The sequence below is a fragment of the Nocardia pneumoniae NBRC 100136 genome, from assembly GCF_000308755.1.
Lineage (GTDB): Bacteria > Actinomycetota > Actinomycetes > Mycobacteriales > Mycobacteriaceae > Nocardia > Nocardia pneumoniae.
Genome location: NZ_BAGF01000050.1, coordinates 17,511 through 36,631 on the forward strand (window position 1 = coordinate 17,511; position 19,121 = coordinate 36,631).

General features: G+C 68.8%; 19 protein-coding genes. 10 read left to right on the forward strand and 9 right to left on the reverse strand.

What is annotated here, in order from left to right:
- The 3 genes from ribH to ON34_RS15630 form a co-directional block, all read right to left on the reverse strand.
- The gene (ribH, locus tag ON34_RS15620) at positions 1-480 is read right to left on the reverse strand and encodes a 6,7-dimethyl-8-ribityllumazine synthase (protein ID WP_040780015.1); all 480 of its coding nucleotides are present in this window, start codon (positions 478-480) and stop codon (positions 1-3) included.
- Between the two features lie 30 nt (positions 481-510).
- The gene (locus tag ON34_RS15625; RefSeq protein ID WP_040780017.1) at positions 511-1,755 is read right to left on the reverse strand and encodes a bifunctional 3,4-dihydroxy-2-butanone-4-phosphate synthase/GTP cyclohydrolase II; all 1,245 of its coding nucleotides are present in this window, start codon (positions 1,753-1,755) and stop codon (positions 511-513) included.
- A 466-nt stretch (positions 1,756-2,221) separates the two neighbouring features.
- Positions 2,222-2,845: a riboflavin synthase gene (locus tag ON34_RS15630; protein WP_040780019.1), complete on the reverse strand. Its 624-nt coding sequence runs from the start codon at positions 2,843-2,845 to the stop codon at positions 2,222-2,224.
- Positions 2,846-3,478: 633 nt separating this feature from the next.
- Between ON34_RS15630 and ON34_RS15635 the strand changes: the two genes are divergently transcribed.
- The gene (locus ON34_RS15635; RefSeq protein WP_040780021.1) at positions 3,479-3,949 is read left to right on the forward strand and encodes a hypothetical protein; all 471 of its coding nucleotides are present in this window, start codon (positions 3,479-3,481) and stop codon (positions 3,947-3,949) included.
- A 6-nt stretch (positions 3,950-3,955) separates the two neighbouring features.
- On the opposite strand, the gene rpe is transcribed toward ON34_RS15635, so the two are convergent.
- Positions 3,956-4,612, reverse strand: coding sequence for a ribulose-phosphate 3-epimerase (rpe, locus tag ON34_RS15640; protein WP_040780023.1), 657 nt, complete (start codon positions 4,610-4,612; stop codon positions 3,956-3,958).
- 96 nt (positions 4,613-4,708) lie between these two features.
- On the opposite strand from rpe, the gene ON34_RS15645 reads away from it, so the two are divergent.
- The gene (locus ON34_RS15645; RefSeq protein WP_040780025.1) at positions 4,709-5,131 is read left to right on the forward strand and encodes an ATP-binding protein; all 423 of its coding nucleotides are present in this window, start codon (positions 4,709-4,711) and stop codon (positions 5,129-5,131) included.
- Positions 5,131-5,994, forward strand: a complete 864-nt coding sequence (locus ON34_RS15650; RefSeq protein ID WP_040780026.1) for an RNA polymerase sigma factor SigF — start codon at positions 5,131-5,133, stop codon at positions 5,992-5,994. Before ON34_RS15645 ends, ON34_RS15650 begins: the two co-directional genes overlap by 1 nt.
- Positions 5,995-6,228: 234 nt before the next feature.
- On the opposite strand, the gene ON34_RS15655 is transcribed toward ON34_RS15650, so the two are convergent.
- The 3 genes from ON34_RS15655 to def form a co-directional block, all read right to left on the reverse strand.
- Positions 6,229-7,557 (reverse strand): RsmB/NOP family class I SAM-dependent RNA methyltransferase, encoded by a 1,329-nt coding sequence (locus ON34_RS15655; protein WP_040780116.1) that lies wholly within the window; start codon positions 7,555-7,557, stop codon positions 6,229-6,231.
- 356 nt (positions 7,558-7,913) lie between these two features.
- A complete protein-coding gene (gene fmt / locus ON34_RS15660; protein ID WP_040780027.1) occupies positions 7,914-8,837 on the reverse strand; it encodes a methionyl-tRNA formyltransferase in 924 nt (307 codons plus the stop codon).
- A complete protein-coding gene (gene def, locus ON34_RS15665; RefSeq protein ID WP_040780028.1) occupies positions 8,837-9,403 on the reverse strand; it encodes a peptide deformylase in 567 nt (188 codons plus the stop codon). Before def ends, fmt begins: the two co-directional genes overlap by 1 nt.
- Before the next feature lie 354 nt (positions 9,404-9,757).
- Here def and ON34_RS33605 point away from each other — a divergent pair, with 354 nt between their 5' ends.
- From ON34_RS33605 to ON34_RS15690, 5 genes are all read left to right on the forward strand, one after another.
- On the forward strand, positions 9,758-10,813 hold the full coding sequence (locus ON34_RS33605; RefSeq protein WP_083889475.1) for an alpha/beta fold hydrolase: 1,056 nt from the start codon (positions 9,758-9,760) through the stop codon (positions 10,811-10,813).
- Positions 10,814-11,870: 1,057 nt separating this feature from the next.
- Positions 11,871-13,292, forward strand: coding sequence for a cytochrome ubiquinol oxidase subunit I (locus tag ON34_RS15675; RefSeq protein WP_040780029.1), 1,422 nt, complete (start codon positions 11,871-11,873; stop codon positions 13,290-13,292).
- Positions 13,293-13,295: 3 nt separating this feature from the next.
- Positions 13,296-14,285: a cytochrome d ubiquinol oxidase subunit II gene (locus ON34_RS15680; protein ID WP_040780030.1), complete on the forward strand. Its 990-nt coding sequence runs from the start codon at positions 13,296-13,298 to the stop codon at positions 14,283-14,285.
- Positions 14,286-14,368: 83 nt separating this feature from the next.
- The gene (locus ON34_RS15685; RefSeq protein WP_040780031.1) at positions 14,369-14,848 is read left to right on the forward strand and encodes a hypothetical protein; all 480 of its coding nucleotides are present in this window, start codon (positions 14,369-14,371) and stop codon (positions 14,846-14,848) included.
- A gap of 396 nt (positions 14,849-15,244) precedes the next feature.
- The gene (locus ON34_RS15690) at positions 15,245-15,715 is read left to right on the forward strand and encodes a DUF1360 domain-containing protein (RefSeq protein ID WP_040780032.1); all 471 of its coding nucleotides are present in this window, start codon (positions 15,245-15,247) and stop codon (positions 15,713-15,715) included.
- A gap of 25 nt (positions 15,716-15,740) precedes the next feature.
- Here the strand turns inward: ON34_RS15690 and ON34_RS15695 are convergent, their stop codons facing one another.
- Positions 15,741-16,274, reverse strand: coding sequence for a DUF6098 family protein (locus ON34_RS15695; RefSeq protein ID WP_245548050.1), 534 nt, complete (start codon positions 16,272-16,274; stop codon positions 15,741-15,743).
- 148 nt (positions 16,275-16,422) lie between these two features.
- Between ON34_RS15695 and ON34_RS15700 the strand changes: the two genes are divergently transcribed.
- Positions 16,423-17,505: an NAD-dependent epimerase/dehydratase family protein gene (locus ON34_RS15700; protein WP_245548051.1), complete on the forward strand. Its 1,083-nt coding sequence runs from the start codon at positions 16,423-16,425 to the stop codon at positions 17,503-17,505.
- Positions 17,506-17,532: 27 nt separating this feature from the next.
- Here the strand turns inward: ON34_RS15700 and ON34_RS15705 are convergent, their stop codons facing one another.
- The gene (locus ON34_RS15705; protein WP_040780034.1) at positions 17,533-18,480 is read right to left on the reverse strand and encodes an NAD-dependent epimerase/dehydratase family protein; all 948 of its coding nucleotides are present in this window, start codon (positions 18,478-18,480) and stop codon (positions 17,533-17,535) included.
- Between the two features lie 210 nt (positions 18,481-18,690).
- Between ON34_RS15705 and ON34_RS15710 the strand changes: the two genes are divergently transcribed.
- Entirely contained in the window at positions 18,691-19,113 is a 423-nt protein-coding gene (locus tag ON34_RS15710) for a hypothetical protein (RefSeq protein WP_157172314.1), read from the forward strand.
- Positions 19,114-19,121 lie beyond the last annotated feature (8 nt).

Genomic DNA, 19,121 nt, shown 5'->3' on the forward strand with positions numbered 1-19,121 from the left:
CTACGCGGACTGCCGTAGGGCGCGCAGCGTCAGCGCGGCGTCCAACGCCGCGGCCGCCGCCTGCTCGCCCTTGTTCTCATGCGAATCCGGCAGGCCCGCCCGATCCAGCGCCTGCCGCTCGTTGTTCGTGGTGAGCACCCCATTCGCGACCGGCGTGCCCTCGTCCAGCGAAACCCGGGTGAGCCCGGCCGTCACCGCGTCGCAGACGTACTCGAAATGCGGTGTGTCGCCGCGGATCACCACGCCGAGCGCGACCACCGCGTCGTGCGACCTGGCCAGCTCCTGGGCGACCACCGGCAGCTCCATGGCGCCCGCGCAGCGCACCACCGTGATGTGTTGCACTCCGGCGTCCTTGGCCACCCGCTCCGCATTCGCGACCAGCGTGTCGCAGATCTGGGTGTGCCAGCGCGACGCGACGATGCCCAAAGTGAGGTCCTTGGCATCCTCCAACGCGAAAGTCGGTACCCCGGTACCGCTCATCGATATCCGCCTTTCCGGTCTGTTCGCAGTTCAGTGGGCGGTCTCGCCGAGATCGAGCTCGTCCAGCCCGATCAGGTCGTGCCCCATCCGGTCCCGCTTGGTACGCAGGTAACGCAGGTTTTCCGCGTTGGCGCGCAATGGCATCGGCACCCGCTCGGTGATCCGCAGACCGTAGCCGTCCAAGCCGACCCGCTTGGCCGGGTTGTTGGTGAGCAACCGCATCGAGCGGATGCCGAGATCCACCAGGATCTGCGCGCCGGTGCCGTAATCACGGGCATCCGCGGGCAGCCCCAGCTCCAGATTCGCGTCGACCGTGTCGTGTCCGGAATCCTGCAGCTGGTAGGCCTGCAACTTGTGCATCAGGCCGATGCCGCGCCCTTCGTGGCCACGCATGTACAGCACCACACCGCGGCCCTCGGCCGCGACCATCTCCAGCGCGGCGTCCAGCTGCGGACCGCAATCGCAGCGCAGCGACCCGAACACGTCACCGGTCAGGCACTCCGAGTGCACCCGGACCAGGATGTCCTCGCCGTCGCTGATATCGCCGCGCACCAGCGCGACATGCTCCACCTCGTCGTAGATGCTCTGATAGCCGACGGCCTTGAACTCGCCGTGCGCGGTGGGGATGCGCGCCTCGGCCACCCGCACCACATGCTTCTCGTGCTTGCGCCGCCAGGCGATCATGTCCGCGATGGAGATCAGCGCCAGTTCGTGCTCGTCGGCGAAGACCCGCAGCTCCTCGGTGCGAGCCATGTGGCCCTCGTCCTTCTGGCTGACGATCTCGCAGATCACGCCCGCGGGCCGCAGACCGGCCATGCGCGCCAGGTCGACGGCCGCCTCGGTGTGCCCGGGACGGCGCAGCACCCCACCGTCCTTGGCACGCAACGGCACCACGTGACCGGGGCGGGTGAAGTCGTCGGCCTTCGCGTTGGCGTCGGCCAGCAGCCGCATGGTGGTGGCGCGGTCGGCGCCGGAGATGCCGGTGGTGATGCCCTCGCGCGCGTCCACCGAGACGGTGTAGGCGGTGCCGTGCTTGTCCTGGTTCATCGCGTACATCGGCGGCAGGCCGAGCCGGTCGCAATCGTCACCGGTGAGCGGCACACAGATGTAACCGGAGGTGTAGCGGATCATGAAAGCGACCAGCTCCGGGGTGGCCTTCTCCGCGGCGAAGATGAGGTCGCCCTCGTTCTCGCGGTCCTCGTCGTCGACGACGACGACCGCCTTACCGGCGGCGATATCGGCGACTGCGCGCTCGATGCTGTCGAACCTGGTCACGTCTGCTGTGCTCCATCTCGAAATAGGTGCCTCACCACAGTACTGTGTTCGATTTGCAGCGCCTGCGGCGCTGCGTGTTCGCGGCCCTCTTGTGGCTCGCGTCCGAGCGACCGCCGCTGGCGACTTCGTCGCTTGCGCGTCGGCCGCTCGGACGCGAGCCGGGCCGCGAACGGAGCATGCTCGGTCTCGCTTCGCTCGAAAAATGGGAGACGGGCCGATGCTGTTGCGTTCCGACGGTAAGCGCGGGACCTCGATGTTCGCTGTCTGCCGGTACACGGCGGCCACATGGGTGCCGCTGGCGATCTTCTTGCTGACAGGGCACCCGCTTCTGAATGGCCTCCCGACCGACAGCATCGGTGGTCCATCGATCGCGCGACCTGGGCCGTGCACCGGCCGGGCGGGGCACTCGCGGCATTGCGCCTTCTTATTCGGCTCGGGCAGGCTGGACCGAGCGGATGGGACACCGCTAGCCGCGCTGTTGGAGGCGTTCGACGTACTTGGCGATCACGTCGACCTCCAGGTTCACGGTGGTGCCGACGGTGGCGGAGCCGAGGTTGGTCAGCGCGAGCGTGGTGGGGATCAGGGAGACCTCGAACCAGTCCCTGGCGCCGGTCTCGGTGGGCTCGTCGGAGACCCCGAGTCCGGAGACGGTGAGCGAGATGCCGTCGACGGTGATCGAACCCTTCTCCACGACGTAGCGGGCGAGGTTCTCGGGCAGGGAGATCCGCACCACGTCCCAGTTCTCCGACGGGGTTCGGGAGAGCACGGTGCCGGTGCCGTCGACGTGGCCCTGCACCAGGTGGCCGCCGAGCCTGCTGTTCAGCGCGGCGGCGCGCTCCAGATTCACCTTCGCGCCGACGTCCAGCGCGCCGATGCTGGACCGGTTGAGCGTTTCCGCCATGACGTCCACGGTGAACGAGTCGCCGACGACGACGTCGACGACGGTCAGGCACACGCCGTTCACGGCGATCGAATCGCCATGTCCGGCATCGGAGGTCACCAGCTTGCCCTTGATCGTCAGCCGCGCGGCGTCGGCCAGCTGCTCGCTGGCGACGATCTCGCCGAGCTCCTCGACGATGCCTGTGAACATGTGCCCTGACTCCCTATCGCGTCGTTGTCGTCCGGTTGCGCCAACAGCGCGGGCACCGGCCGCTATTCCCGCGCCTCCTCAGCCTAATGGGCGCTGTCGGACGTAGTCCCTCCTCAGCCCGAGGGCCGGAGCGAAGGCGGAGGTACGCCTGAGGACGCCGGGTCGCAGGAGACAGCGCGCGGTTCGGGGCACGGGAGTGAACCCGACCGCAGCCGACGCGACCCCGAACCAGACCGCGGCCATGCCCATCGCGTCGGGAACAAGCGCACGCCAGGAAAGTGGAACAAAATATGTCCAGACACCCGGAAATTCTCGACGACACCGACGCGCGACAATTGTTCGGCCGAATTTCGGATACCGCACGACGCCATTCGTCCGGCGTCGTGGACGCGATCCATGATCGGTACCCCATCGCGACACGGTTATAAACGAGAATTTGCGCGCGAACGACCGGAAAGCGATATCGTTACCCGGCTGTCTTCTCCCGTTCAACTTCTCGCACGAATAGCTCGAACCGACGGATCGGCCAGGGCGCACGTCCTACGCCCCGGAAGCTCGACACATGACCTCACTACTCGAGGAAGCCGGAAAAACAGTGCGACAAATCGAGTTCGACACGGTTGGGGGCGCGATGTGACCACATTTCTCGATTCGACGCCGGAAGTACGCTGCGTGCGGTATCGCCGCGAATTCCAGCTGCCCGCATCGGTGGATCCGGGCTCGCGCCGCATTCTGCTGCACATCGGCATCGATTACGGGGCCGTCGGCATGCCCGCCGAACTCGGCGAACAGGTGCTGCGACGACTCGGCCAGGACGGAATCGCCGGGCCGGTGGTCGACCACCCACGCGCCCGGCGCTGGACCTTCCTCACCGGGCCTGCCCAGCCCGACACGCTCAGCACCGCCGTGTCGGCCGAACTGTTCCGGCTGTACGCGACGGTGGCCGGTGCGGGCAGCCAGGTCGTGCTGCCCTCGCCGGAGGACGAGCGCACCGGCTACCGCATCTGGATCCGGCCGCCCGAGGCGGCGGCGCACCGGCCGCCGCTGGCGGCGGTCATCGCGGCGCTTCGGGATGTCGCCGCGGGGAGACTCCGTGCCAGATAGGGCTTTTCAGCGCGCCCGAACTGCGGCGGCCTGCTGACGCAGGGCCTGCACGGTGGCCGCGGGATCGGCGGTGTTGTAGACCGCGGACCCGGCGACGAAGCAGTCGACGCCCGCCACCGCGGCCGCCTCGATGGTGTCGGCGTTGATGCCGCCGTCGATCTCGACCAGCAGCCGGAGTTCACCGGAATCGACCAGGTTGCGCACGATGCGCGCCTTCTCCAGCACCTCCGGAATGAAGGACTGCCCGCCGAAACCCGGCTCCACGCTCATCACCAGCAGCGTGTCGAACTCGCGCAGGATCTCCAGGTAGGGCTCGATCGGTGTGTTGGGCTTCACCGAGAGACCCGCCTTGGCGCCCGCGGCGCGGATGTCGCGCGCGACCGCGATCGGATCGTCGGTCGCCTCCGCGTGGAAGGTCACGTTGTGCGCGCCCGCCTCCGCGTACGGCGGCGCCCAACGGCCCGGATCCTCGATCATCAGGTGGCAGTCCAGCGGGATGTCGGTGGCCTTGAGCAGGCTCTCGACCACGGGCAGGCCGAGTGTGAGGTTCGGCACGAAGTGCGCGTCCATCACGTCGACGTGCAGCCAGTCGGCACCGGCGACGGCCTGCGCCTCGTCCGCGAGGTGCGCGAAGTCGGCGGACAGGATGGAAGGGGCGATCATCGGCGCGGCCGGCCGCGGGTAACTCGGGTTGGACACAACGCCGCAGTCTAATGGCCGCGAGGGTTGCCCAGCGCGGGAGTGGGTAGCCTGCATAGGGTGATCAATTTTTCGGCGGAACAGGGGCTCTACAGCACCCCGGTGGAGATTCGGGTGGCCGCGTCGGTGACACAACTGCCCATTGTGCGTGGGCTCGCCGAAACCCTCGTGCTACTCAGCGATTTCACGCTGGACGAGGTGGCCGACGTCCGACTGGCCGTCGACGAGGTCTGCTCGACCCTGATCGCGGTCGCCGCCCCGGAAACGAGCCTGAACTGCCGGTTCACCGTCGGCGACACCGAACTGCTCGTCCGGGTCGACGGCATCGCGGAGAAGCCGGGACTACCGGACCAGCGCAGCTTCGGCTGGCACGTCCTGCGCACGCTCACCGACGCGGTGGAGGCGACACAGGATCCATTCGACGCGACGGTCTCCGGATATCCGACAACGGTGGAGTTCCGTCGGGTCCGGGGGAAGGCGTAGTGGCGGACGAAGAAACCGTGTTCGACTCCCAGCACGACGACGACACCGACACGCTGACCACGGAAGACGCCGTCGAGGAGAGCGAAACCCTCGAAGCCGCGGACACCGTCCCGGGATACGACGATGTCGGTCTGCTTTTCGAGCAGCTTTCGGCGAGCGAGCCCGGAACGGCTCGGCACACCGCGCTGCGCGCGGAGCTGATCAGCCGCTGCATCCCCCTCGCCGATCACATCGCGCGCAAGTTCAGCGGCCGTGGTGAGCCGTTCGACGACCTGACCCAGGTGGCCCGCGTCGGTCTGGTGCACGCGGTGGACCGCTTCGACGTCGAGCGCGGTTCGAACTTCCTGTCTTTCGCGGTGCCGACCATCATGGGCGAGGTCCGCCGGTACTTCCGGGACAACACCTGGGCGATGCGAGTCCCCCGGCGGGTCAAGGAGACTCACCTACGCATCGGCGCGGCGATCGACTCCCTCTCCCAGACTCTCGGCCGCTCGCCCACCGCGAAGGAGATCGCGGCGGAGTTGGACGTGGACCCCGACGAGGTGACCCAGGCCGTCATCGCGGGCAACGCCTACCAGCCGAGTTCGATCGACGCGGCCACGCTCGGCCGCGACACCGACGCCTCCCTGCTCGACACCCTCGGCGAGGAGGAGTCCCAGTTCGACCGGGTCGAGGAGTACGTCGCGATCCGGCCGCTGCTGGCCGGGCTCCCCGAGCGGGAGCGGCGCATCCTCACCATGCGGTTCTTCGAATCGATGACCCAGACCCAGATCGCCCAGCAGATGGGCATCTCCCAGATGCACGTGTCGCGCATCCTCGCGAAAACCCTTGCCCGCCTGCGTGAGCAGTCCAGCCGGGAATGATCGCGCTCACCGGGCTTCGCGGTCGCGCAGTCCGCGCACCTTCGCCGCAGCGGTGAGCCACCAGGCGTCGTAGAGCAACTCGCGCAGCTGATCGGGCGCTACGCCGGACCGCGCAACCAGGTCGATTCCGCGACCGCCGGGAGTTGCGTCCCGAACGCCACCACATCCTGCCAGGTCATCGTCATGATCCGAGTGTGCCGAACGGTACAGGCACCGGCTTGGACGAATGGAATGTCAACGCGGTTTGCGCAGTGCGGCCAGGAACATGGCGTCGGTGCCGTGCCGGTGCGGCCACAGCTGCGCGCCCGGTCCGTCCCCGACGTCGGTGACGCCGGGCAGCAGCTCGCGGGTGTCCAATTGTTCGGCGCCGAGGCGTCGCACGGCGTCGGCGACGATCGACACCGTCTCCGGCAGATGCGGCGAACAGGTCGAGTACAGCACGACACCGCCGGGACGCAACAGATCCCATGCGGCAGTGAGCAATTCGCGCTGCAACACGACCAGCTCGCGAACGTCCGCCGGGGTGCGCCGCCAGCGCGCCTCGGGCCTGCGGCGCAGCGCGCCGAGGCCGGTGCATGGGGCGTCCACCAGAATGCGGTCGTAGCCCGGGGGCAATCCGCTGGCGCGACCGTCGGCGACGTGCACGTCCACCGGAAGGTCGTGCACGGCCTTGCGCACCAGTTCGGCGCGATGCGCGGCGGGCTCGACCGCATCGACCCGGAAACCGTCGATCGCGGCGATCGCTCCCAGCAGCGCGGCCTTGCCACCCGGCCCCGCGCACAGGTCGAGCCAGCGGCCGTTGTCCGGACCGTCGAGCGCGGCCCGGGTCAGCGCGAGCGCGACCAGCTGGCTGCCTTCGTCCTGCACGGCCGCCATGCCCTCGCGCACCGGTTCGAGCTTGCCGGGATCGCCGCCGTCCAGGTACACCGCGTACGGCGACCATCGGCCCTCCTCGCCACCGGTCACCAGCGCGAGTTCCTCCGCGGTGATGTCGCCGGGCCTGGCCACCAAGTGCACCAGCGGGCGGGCGTCGTCGGCGGCGAGCACGTCGCGCAGTTCTCCCGCTCGCGCGCCGAGCGCGTCGGCGAACGCCTGCGCGATCCAGGCCGGATGCGCGTACTCGAAAGCCAGTCGCCCCACGGGATCGGCGGGTGCGAGAGCCTCGACCCACTGCTCCGTGGTCTTCTCTCCGGCCCGCCGTAGCACGGCGTTCACGAAACCGGCCTTGCCCGCGCCGAACTCCGCGCGCGCGAGGGCCACCGAGGTGTCCACCGCCGCGTGCGCGCCGATCCTGGTCCGCAACAACTGGTAGACGCCGAGCCGGAGCACGTCCAGCAGGGGGCCGTCGATCTCTTCGATCGCCCTGCCCGCCCCCTCGGCGATCACCGCGTCGAGCAGACCCAGCGATCGGCACGCACCGTAGGCGAGTTCGGTCGCCAACGCCGCGTCGCGTCCGGACAACCCGCGTTCCCGCAGCAGCGTCGGCAGCACCAGATTGGCGTAGGCGTCGCGCTCGCGGACCGCTCGCAAGACATCCCTCGCGACCGACCGTGGCGGATCGATCCCTTCCCGACGGGACGGCCGGCCTCCTTGGCGCGCAACATTTTTCGCAGCGGTACGCGCAGGACGCCGTTCGGCGGTGCGATCGGTTCGTCCACCGGCCGAGCGCTGTCCCGCCGAGGCGCGTCGTTCGTCGCGATTACGCCCGCCTGCTTCGCCGCTACCGGCGCGTGAACGACCGGTGCCATTCCGGTCCCGCGTTGCGTTTTCCTGCGGCCGACCACTCTCGGTCGAGCCTCGCTGCCGTGCGGCACGCGGCCGCCCATCCCGCGACCGGTCGGTCTCGCCGGATCGTTTCACGGCATCCCGTTTTTCCCGGCGCTCGCCGCGCCCGTCGTCGTGCCCACCTCCGCGCGAGCTCACTCGACCACCACACCGGGCCGTAGCCGGGCGCCCCGCGCCCAGTCGAGCGCGGCCATCATCCGCTTGCCTTGCGGATGAACCTGATCGAGCCGCACGGCGGTGGTGGCGGTGCCGACGAAGACGCCGGACTTGCGGACCTCGATCGCCCGCTCCGGCAGCACCTCCTCGACCAGTTCCACCGGGCCGAGCTTCAGGCGGGTGCCGTCGACCTCGGTCCACGCCCCCGGCGCGGGAGTCACCGCGCGAATACGCCTACTGATGGCCAGGGCGGGCTGATCCCACCGAATATGCCCGGCCTCGACCCCGACCTTGGGCGCGTACGACACGCCCTCGGTGGACTGCGGGACCGCCTGCAACGTGCCGTCCTCCACGCCGTCCAGCGTCGCTTCCAGCAGCCGGGAGCCGCTTTCGGCCAGCCGCTGCAACAGCGTGCCCGCGGTGTCGGTGACGGAGATCTTCTCGGTCACCATGCCGAACACCGGCCCGGTGTCCAGCCCGGCCTCGATCTGGAAGGTCGACGCGCCGGTGATCTCGTCACCCGCGTCGATCGCCGCCTGCACCGGCGCCGCGCCGCGCCACGCGGGCAGCAGCGAGAAATGGAGGTTGATCCAGCCGAAGCGCGGAATGCCGAGCACCTGCTGGGGCAGCAGCGCGCCGTAGGCCACGACGGGGCAGCAGTCCGGCGCCAGTTCGGTGAGTAGCGCGATGAACTCCGGTTCCGACGGCCGCGCGGGGGTGAGCACCGGGATGCCGTGCTCGTCGGCCAGCCTGCCGACCGGCGACCTGGTCACCTTCCTTCCGCGCCCCGCCACCGCGTCCGGCCTGGTCAGCACGGCGATCACCTCGTGGCGCGGCGAATCGAGCAGACGCCGCAGCGACGGCACAGCCGGTTCCGGGGTCCCCGCGAAGACGACGCGCATCAGCCACCCAGCCCGAACGGGTTGGGCCGGCCCGCGCCGCTCATCGACCGGGCCGGGCGCACCGTCACGCCCGCGGCGAACCAGTCGGATTCGCGGATCACCCGCATCGCCTCCTTACGCTGGGCCGGATCGAGACGATCGATGAACAGCACACCGTCGAGATGATCGGTTTCGTGCTGCACGCAGCGCGCCAGAAGGCCCTCGGCCTCGAACGCGACCGGCTCGCCGTCGAAGTCCACTCCGGACGCGCGCACGCGCAATGCCCGCCGCGTGTCGTAGCGCAGGCCCGGGATCGACAAGCACCCCTCCGGGCCGACCTGTTCTTCGTCGCCGACGACTTCCCACTGCGGGTTCACCAGATGACCCGCGGCGTCGCCGGTGTCGTAGACGAACACACGCAGCCCTACCCCGATCTGCGGCGCGGCCATGCCGACCCCGCCGTCGTCGTGCATGGTCTCGGTCAGGTCGGTCACCAGCTGCCGCAGATCGCGGTCGAAGGCGGTCACCTCCGCGGCACGGGCACGCAGAATGGGATCACCGAACAGGCGAACGGGCTGAATGGTCACGGCTGGCTCCCGGGAGCGGACGAACAGGTCGATTCATTCTAGTGAGGCGACCGCAAATCCCCGATTCACCAGCCAGAAGCTGGTAGAACTCCTATGCGGTCCGGGCGGGGTGTCGATCCCTCCGCCCGGCCGCCCGGAAACGACCTGGTCAGCGAGCCGCTTGCGACGGCCGACCGGCTTCTCACCTGCAGGTTCCCACCATGTCGCCGCATTTCACGACAGAACGTGACGGGATCGTGGTGACGGCGTCAGCCAAAGCCGCTGTGAATCCTTTCGGGCCGCCGGCATCTCTTCTTGCTGCACTCACGCATAACGGCCTCGACCCTGTCCATACCGCAACCACAAGGAGCCCGCATGTCCGCTCTCCGCCCGCCGCAGCCAACTCCGGCAACGCCCGACAGCGGGCAGATGCCTCGCCGTGGCCTGCGCGTCCCGCGACGCCCGGCGCCCGCCTCGGCCGTCGTGGCGGCACTGGCCGCCAGCATGCTGCTGATCGCGCCCACCGCCGCTGACGCCGCCCCTACGGCCCGTCAGCCTGTCCACACCGACATCGAATGGACAACGGCCGATCACTTCGACCAGTCGCCGTCGCTGACAGCAACCACCCACGTCGTCACAGTCGCGGGGCTGCCCATCGCCTACCGCAGCTTCGGACACGGACCGACCCTGCTGCTGACCCCGTGTCTCGGATTCAGCATGGACGACTGGGATCCGGCACTGCTCGACCGCCTAGCCGCGACCAATCGCGTCGTCATCTTCGACTCCGACGGCGTGGGACGGACGCCAGCCAGCTCGTCGGCCATCTTGACCGTCCCACAACTCTCCGATCAGGCTTCAGGCCTGATCCAGGCTCTGCACCTGGGCCGCCCCACCGTGGTGGGCTACTCCCTCGGAGGATTCGTCGCGCAACGCATGGCCGTGGACCATACCGATGACGTCGGCGCCCTGGTCCTGATGGGTACCGGCCCCGGCGGATCACAGCAGGTGCTGCCCGATTTGCCCAGTCTGGTCCGGGGCATGCCGGCGTTCGACCCGCTTGCGCCTGCCGACCAGGTCATTCCGCTCTACTTCAGCGGCCACCCCGACGCTCTGGCTGCGTGGCGCCAACGAACAGCTCTGCGCGCCACAAGGGTCGGGGCCGACCTCACCGGCCTCAACCGTCAACGCGCCGCGATGACCGACTGGCTCCTCAACCCCACCACCAACGTCGTCAGCAGCCTCCCGGCCCTGCGGCTGCCCACTCTCATCTTGGGCGCCGAGAACGACGAGCAAGAACCCGCTGCCAACTCCACCGTGCTACATCACTACATCAGCGGTTCGGAATTGCTGATCTACCCCGGGCTCGGTCACGCGTTCCCCTTCGAAGCACCAGAGCGCGTTGCCGAAGACATCGCTCGGTTCGCTGGGTAGCACGACGGCGAGATCCAGCGGATGATCTGCGCCATCAACGCGATCAAGTCGCGACAACAGGCCCCGGCCGCAGCCAGGAGAAGGCCCGAACCCGGATCCGACGAGGGTGGCGATCGCCCACCATCCAACTCATGGTGAGACCTGATGGTGAAGTAGCACGTGTGCAGGCAGATGGTGTCACCACGGTACTGGTTGAAGGTGCGGTTGATCGGTGCGATCGCCGTCCAGACATCGACACGGACGGCCCTTTGTCGGCGCGTAGAGCTGTACGTTGGCGACGGATGGAATCTCCGATCCGGGACCGTCGACCGCAGCGGAAAGGTCGAGAAGCAAAGTTGTGCCCGTCTCCTCGACCCTTCCCCTGCCACGAATACCGGGCCGTCGAAATCACTGATGGTCTGGTGTATTTCGAACCGATGTAGTTAACACGTGATGCCGTTGCCAGTGCGTCGAACCCATCGACAACTACGTAAAAGGTTAGTACTGCATCTGGTAGGAGGAACTGAGAAGTCTCTGAGAAACGGAATCGGCGATCAAGCGCGGCACAGTGCCGAGCGGTCGGATGGGACTATGGCACCGCGGTGAATGCGCCCAATGTGGCGACCGCGCACCGGATCTCGACGACAGTGTCCCTGGCGCGGCATCACATCGATGCCGCCGGTCGGCACGTCGGCTTCCTGCACGCCGAGAAGTAGGCGCGGCGGCGGCAACGGGATTCGATGGCGCATTGTTCAAACCGCCTGTGCGCGCCTACCTGGCAGTGACGTCACTGCGCAGGAAACCGGGCAAATTCTTCGCCCTCGCGCCGTGTTCGAGCGGGCGTACGCCTCCATTGGTTCCGGTGCCACGCGGCCGATGACCGCGCGCGGGATTCCGTGGGATGCCACCGGACGGCTCGGCGAGATGCCCTGGGCAGGTCCTTCGTCGTGCGGGATGCGCCGCGACAGGGTTCGCGGCCCGTAACGGGGGTATGCCGCGAGGGCGTCGACCGGGACTCGCATCGCGAACCAGCCGGACGGGACCTCCGGTCCGCGCCGGGACCGCGGAAAGGAACGCCATGGTGTCGAGCACGCTCGCCGCGCTCTGTTCGGTGTCGGCCGAGGCGCCGCCAGGGCTGCTGCCCGCTCGTCAGCAGATGGCCTTCTCCCTGGCGTGGCACATCGTGCTGGCCTGCTTCGGGGTCGCGTTCCCGGCGATGATCTACGTCGTGCACCGGCGCGGCATCACCCGCGACGACCCGGTCGCGCTGCGGCTGGCCAAGCGATGGGCAACGGTGTCGGCGATCCTGTTCGCTGTCGGCGCCGTGTCGGGGACGGTGCTCAGCTTCGAGATGGGCCTGCTGTGGCCGGGTCTGATGGGCCGCTTCGGTGACGTGCTCGGTCTGCCGTTCGCGTTCGAGGGGCTGTCGTTCTTCGTCGAGGCCATCTTCCTCGGCATCTACCTGTACGGGTGGGGCCGCATGCCGCCGCGGCGTCATCTCGCGATGCTCGTACCGATGGGTGTTGCCGGTGTGGTCGGCACCTTCTGCGTGGTGAGCGTGAACGCGTGGATGAACAACCCCACCGGTTTCCGGCTCGTCGACGGCGAGGTCACCGATGTCGCCCCGTGGCGGGCGATGTTCAACGACGGGGTGTACCTGCAGTTCGCGCACATGTGGGTGGCCGCGTTCATGGTGGTGGGGTTCGTGGTGTCCGGGGTCTACGCCGCCGGTCTGCTGCGCGGGCGCCGCGACGCCCACCATCGGCTCGGGTTCACCGTGCCGTTCGTCTTCGCCACCGTCGCCGCGCTGGCGCAACCGGTCATCGGGCATGTGCTGGGGATGCGGGTGCACGATACGCAACCGTCGAAGCTGGCCGCGTTCGAGCTGGCGGCCACCACCGAGGGCCCGGCCCCGCTGCGTCTGGGCGGTGTTCTGGTCGACGGTGAGGTCAGGGGCGCGCTCGATATCCCCAGGCTGGGCTCGATCATCGCCCGCAATTCGCTGACCGCGCCCGTCCCCGGACTGGACTCGGTGCCCGCCGGGGACCGTCCGCCGGTGAACATCACCCACCTCGCGTTCCAGACGATGATCGGTATCGGCACGCTTCTCGTCGCCGTGGTGGTGGTGTTCTGGCTGCTGCGGTGGCGGCGGCGCGATCTGCTGGGCAACCGCTTGTTCCTGCGGATGGCGGTCGCCGCCGGGCCGCTGGCGGTGCTCGCGGTGGAATGCGGCTGGATCGCCACCGAGGTGGGCCGCCAGCCGTGGGCGGTGTGGCAGGTGCTGCGCACGACCGATGCGGCGAGTACCAGCACCGGCCTGTGGTGGAGCTTTACCGGGGTGCTGCTGGTCTATCTCGGGATGACGGTGGGCGTGGTCGTGGTGCTGCGTTCCATGGCCCGTCGCTGGCGGGCCGGCGCGGAGACCATCGCGGCCCCATACGGCCCCGGTGACGCGCCCGTCGACGAGGTTCAGCGCGTACGCGCCGCCGGGAAGCGGTGACCGATGGAACTGTCGGACGCGGTCGCTACGGCGATGTTCACCGGAGTGGTGCTGTACGCGCTGTTCGGTGGCGCCGACTTCGGGTCCGGGTTCTGGGATCTCACCGCGGGCGGAGCAACACGCGGCGGACGTCTTCGGGTGCTGATCGACCACAGCATCGGCCCGGTGTGGGAAGCCAACCACGTGTGGCTGATCTACATCCTGGTGTTCCTGTGGACCGCCTATCCCACGGTGTTCGCCGCCGTGATGACCACGCTGTTCATCCCGCTCAGCCTGGCGCTGCTCGGCATAGTGCTGCGCGGCGCCAACTTCGCCTTCCGCAAGTACTCCGCGACCATGGCCCAGGCACGGCTGTTCGGCGCTCTGTTCGCCGGAGCGTCGCTGATCACGCCGTTCTTCTTCGGAACGGTCGCGGGCGCGATCGCCTCGGGGCGGGTGCCACCCGACGGATACGGCGACCGGGTCGGGTCGTGGCTGAACCCGACCTCGCTGCTCGGCGGCACCCTGGCGGTGGGCACCTGCGCTTTCCTGGCGGGGGTGTTCCTCACCGCGGACGCCGCACGGTCGGGTGATCACGCGCTCGCCGAGTATCTGCGCACCCGCGCCTTGCTGGTCGGCGCCCTGACCGGCGTGTTCGCGATCGCGGCGATAGTGCCGATCCGACGCGACGCACCCACCCTGGGAGCTGGCCTCCTCGGACAGGCCTTGCCCCTGATCGTCGTGTCCGCCGCCGCCGGCGTGCTGACGCTGATCCTGTTGTTCGGCCGCCGGTTCGGGTGGGCACGCGTCTCGGCGGTGATCGCCGTCGCGGCGATCGTCATCGGATGGGCCTTCGCGCAGACCCCGTGGATTCTGACCGATCGGGTACTCATCGCCGACGCGGCCGGAGCACGACCGACCCTGGTCGCGCTGCTGGTCGTGGTCGGGCTCGCCACGGTCACGGTGCTGCCCGCGCTGACCTACCTGTTCTGGCTCACCCAGACCGACGGCTGACCCCCGGCAGCTCGAGGCGGCGTCGGCATAGGTGTTCCCGCACCGGGTATTCCGCGGCGGAAACCACAGAAGGAGGTGTCTCGATGACTACTCGGCTTACGCGCTGCGCTGTAACCGCGGCTATGGCCGGGGCGGCAGCGCTTGCGGCCACCGGGCTGGCGGCGGCAGCGCCGGCCAACGTGTCGATCAACGGCAACATGCAGGTGATGGGCATGAGCATCCTGCACGTCGAGGCGCAGGGACAGGGAGACGGTCCCGCGACCGGCACCTATACCGCCACCGGCCGGTTCGGCAACAACCCGCTGCCTCTGAAGGTCACCGGCCCCGTCACCTGCCTGAGGGTCAACGGCAACACCGTGTCACTGGTCTATCCGATCACCACTACCGAACCGGTCATGCTGTTCGCACCCGACTCGATGGCGATCCAGGTCACCGTCACCAAAGGTCAGAACGGTGCGCCGAACATGATCGGCTACGGCGTCCCCATGCCGACGAGCATGTTCCGAGACTGCCAGCCGGGGCCGACACCGATGGTGTTCGACGGGACGATCGACATCAGCTAGCCCGAATGGCCTCGGACTCCGGACGTGTCCGCAGCGGCAGACAGCTCGCGGTTCGACCGCCCCGAGGCCATTCCACGGCTCCCGCGGTCCTTGACCCGATCGCGCCGACGCGGCTTGTTCCGGCGCGGGATGGCACATGGACGTGGCCGCCGCCCGCGACGCACTCCGCGGTCGGGGCCGATGCATTGGCGCGGAACCGGGCCGGGCGCGGCGTGAGACCGGCGCTCCCGGGTATGCCCGCTGCATGACCGAAACCCGAACGCGTGCACCACGCCCTGGACGAGCCGTCCCCGAACGTGAGACGGATCCGGACGCCCAACTGCCGAAGGGCTCCCCGGCTGCCCGCCGATCGAGGCGTCCGCGACAAGGCCGACGCGACCAGGTCGACAACTGCCGATGACCGAGCACAACCGCTCCATCAGCGGCTACCTGGCGACGATGGCGTTCTTCGCCAGCACCGTGGCCGCGGTCGCGCTGCTCGGCAGGCTGACCCACCGCGAACTGCCACGGGCCATGAGCGTACAAGACCTCGTCGTCACGGCCTTCGCCGCGCACAAGCTGTCCCGTACGGTGACCAAGGACGCGATCACCACACCCCTGCGCGCCCCGTTCACCAGCCCTACCGGCGACGGCGGCCCCGGCGAGATCATGGAGCGACCCAAGGCCGCCGACGGCATACAGCACAGCATCGGCGAGTTGCTCACCTGCCCTTTCTGCTTCGACGTCTGGGCGATCACCGGGCTCACCGTCGGCCACGTGTTCGCGCCGCGAGCCACCCGCATGATCGCCGACGCGCTGGCCGCGTTGACCGGCGCGGACTTCCTGCACCTCGCCTACGCCACCGCGCAACAGCTCGCACAGGGTTAGCGCGGCGACCGACCGGGACTATCGCTCAGCTGTTTCGCTCGGTGGAGTCGCGGCCGACGCGGAATCGCCGTCGGTAGAGCCGGGCGGCTTCGGTGAGGATCTCGGAATCGAGCCGGGCCAGAGGTCGGATGTCGGTGAGGAGGGGCTCGTGATCGGGCCCGAACCCGGCGATCCGACCGGTCAGCAGCCACGGATAGCGGTTCTGCTCGGCGCCGAGTTCGGCGTACTGGCGGATCCTGCGCGCAATCCATTCCTCGGCTGGACGCGGCCACCAGTCCTCGGGGGCGACGGTACTGACCGACAGGCCGGGCATATCGATGTCTGCCTCGTAGTCGCGGCTGCGGCCACGCTCGACGTCTCGCTCGGGACCATGCGAGTAGCGCAGATACACCGTCTCGCCGCTGCCCGCGATCAGGTCGGCCACGTCGGACAACCGCCGCAATACCGGCAGCTGATCCCCGCTGCTCGGAGAAGACGGAACACCCGCGGCGCCGGAGACAGGTCGCGTTCGACGCGGTGGTCTCGCTTCCGCCGTTTCCGTGTCGTCGGCATCTGCCACGCCCATGAAGGTCGTATGCCCGGGCGTTGCTGTTGTATTCGCACCGCGCCTTCGCAGGAAACAGCGGTGTGATCAGTCACGGAACACTCTTCCGGCGCGACTTCGTCAGCTGCGTGCGAAGAGTCTGCTCGGGTATTCGGATCCCGTAATGAGTCCACGGCAAATGAAGGTCGTCGTCACCGGTGCCAGCGGAAACGTGGGGACGGCGCTGTTGCGGGCGCTGAGCGGGGATCGCTGCGACATCGTCGGAATCGCCCGCCGCATACCGGAGATCGCATGTGAGCCGTATGCGGCTGCGCGGTGGGTGCGCTGTGATGTCGGTGCCGCCGACGCGGTCGAGATCCTTCGCGCCGCTTTCGCGGGCGCCGACGTGCTCGTGCACCTCGCGTGGGCGATTCATCCGCGCCGCGACGACCCCCCGATGCGCAGGACAAACCTGGACGGCAGCACGAACGTCTTGCGTGCCGCGGCGCAGACGGGAGTGCCGCACATCATCGCCGCTTCCTCGGTCGCGGCCTACACCCCGGCCGGGCGGTGGGATCGGGTCTCGGAGGAATGGACGCTGTCCGGAGTGCCCGGCAGCGCATACAGCCTCGGCAAAGTGGAATTGGAGAAGCAACTGGATTCGTTCGCGGTGAGTCGGCCTTCGGTCCGAGTGGCACGGGTGCGTCCATGCGGCATAGTCCAAGCCGAGGCATCCGCCGAGCTCGCGGACTGGATTCTGCCGCCCTGGCTGCCGCGGGGGATTCTCGGCCGAAGTCTGCTGCCGGTGCCGGTGTGGCCCGGTTTTCGTCTGCAGGTGATCCACAGCGCCGATGTGGCCGCCGCTATCCGGCTCATCATGCGGCATCAGGCGGCGGGCGCGTTCAACCTGGCCGCCGAACCACTTCTGCGCGCCGACACGATCGCGGACACATTCGGGGGACCGGGCTTGCCGATGCCGCGCCGAGCACTCGGCGCCGCGGCGTGGTTCGGGTGGCGTACCGGCATCCAGCCTCTGCATCCGGCTTGGCTCGTCCTCGCCGACCGGGCCTGCTTGGTCGACACGGCCAATGCGCGGCGCGACCTGGGCTGGACTCCTCGATTGCGTGCGGATGAAGTCTGCGCCGACCTGGTGGAAGCTCTGCGCGCTGGGAAGGCCGGACACAGCCCACCTCTGGCACCCGCACGGTCGCGGATACGTGTCGGGCGTCCCTCACACCAAAGTCAATGTCCCGCTCCCCAGGTGTGACCCGCGACGACGGCTCTGGCGTTCAGCTCACCGCCGGACGGCCGGTTCGACCGTTCCGATTTCTATGCCGGTGTCGGTAGGGAGGTCGGCGAGTGTCAGCACGTTCTGGAGGTGGTGCACACCTGGCGCCAGGCCGGTCGCGGCACGAACGGCGGCGGCGGCCACCAGCGCGGTGGCCCGGGACTGGCTGCGACCACGCGCCCAGCGCGTCAGCCCGGATTGCGTCCGTGCCAGCACCGTCCACTCGTCGCTTCCCGGAAGATGGAGCCCGCGCGGCAACCCGGCCGCGCCGGGGATCCATGTGGCGAGGCCCAGCCCGATCGTCGCGATGCGGGAATCGAGGGCAAAGTAGGTGCGCACAGGAACAGCCAGGTCGCGGGCCAGGACGTGCTGATCGGAGAAGTCGGCCCGGAACAGTCGGCGCCGTCGGTGGCCGGGGACCTCGAAGGCTTGCGGCCGGGTGTAGTTGCGAATGCACTCGTTGCCGACCCGAAACTTCCGGCCGAGCAGGCGATAGGACCATTCGGTCGCGGCCGCCCCGTGCCGCTCGCCCGCACCGAGCAGCACGGCGATGTCGACGGGTCCTGGGGACTGCGCATGCACGGCGGCGGCCAGCAGATTGGTCAGCCCGGGGGCCAGGCCGACACTGAGAATCACCGGACCGCCCGGCGTCGTCCGCTCCAGCAGAGCAACGTATTCGGTGGACGCGGTGACGTCCACGAACGCCGATCCCTGCTCGGCCGCCTGCTGGGCCAAGCGCGGATCCTCGGAACCAGAAGTGTTGACGACCACATCGATCCCGTCGAGCGCTTCTCGGTAGGACCGCAATCCTGGTTCGCGAAGGTCGATGCCGACATCCGCGCGGGCCGGGTCCCGTCCGGCCACCACGACGATGTCACCGGCTCGCCGCAGTTCGTCGACCAGATGGCGGCCGACCGCGCCGTATCCGCCCAGAACGAGAACGCTTTTCGTCATGCGGCACAGCCTACTTGACTAGACCGTCACTCTAGTGAGTTTTGCCGTGTGACTGTCTCGACTACGGCGCCCGGCTGAGGATGCCGGTGCCCGCCTAGGTGACCAAAGTCCATTCACCCCACCGCCAAGGGATGTAGCGGCTGGAGGCCGCCCCGGCTTGGCTGGATCACATACCCAGCGAGGAGGCCCAGGACGAAGGAAGGGATGGTCATGTCCGAGAAGACAACGGCCAAGAAGGCTCGGGAATCCGGTACCGAGGCGGACGCTTCGGTGGCCGAAACCGAGGCACAACCGTCGGCAACCAGATCGGAAACGGCTACCACCGAGCACGATGGATTACGTGTCCCGATCCCGACGCTCGGGGTACGGATGACGAAAGTCCCGCTGCTGCCCGGGCCGCGAACGGTGGCCAGCGGTGTTTCGTCCGCGACGACGGCGGTGCTGCATCGGGTGCCGGATCGGGAGTCGCTGCTGTACTACGGCGGGCTCGGTACGGCGGCCGCCACCGGGCTGGTGTCGTGGCCCGTGGCAACGGCGATCGGTCTCGGCGTCTGGGTGGCGGAGCACGCCCGCCGCGAAGTGCCCGCAAGCCACGAAGCGTCCCCCGGCCGCGAAGCCCCCGCCAGCCGGTAGAGCCGCGT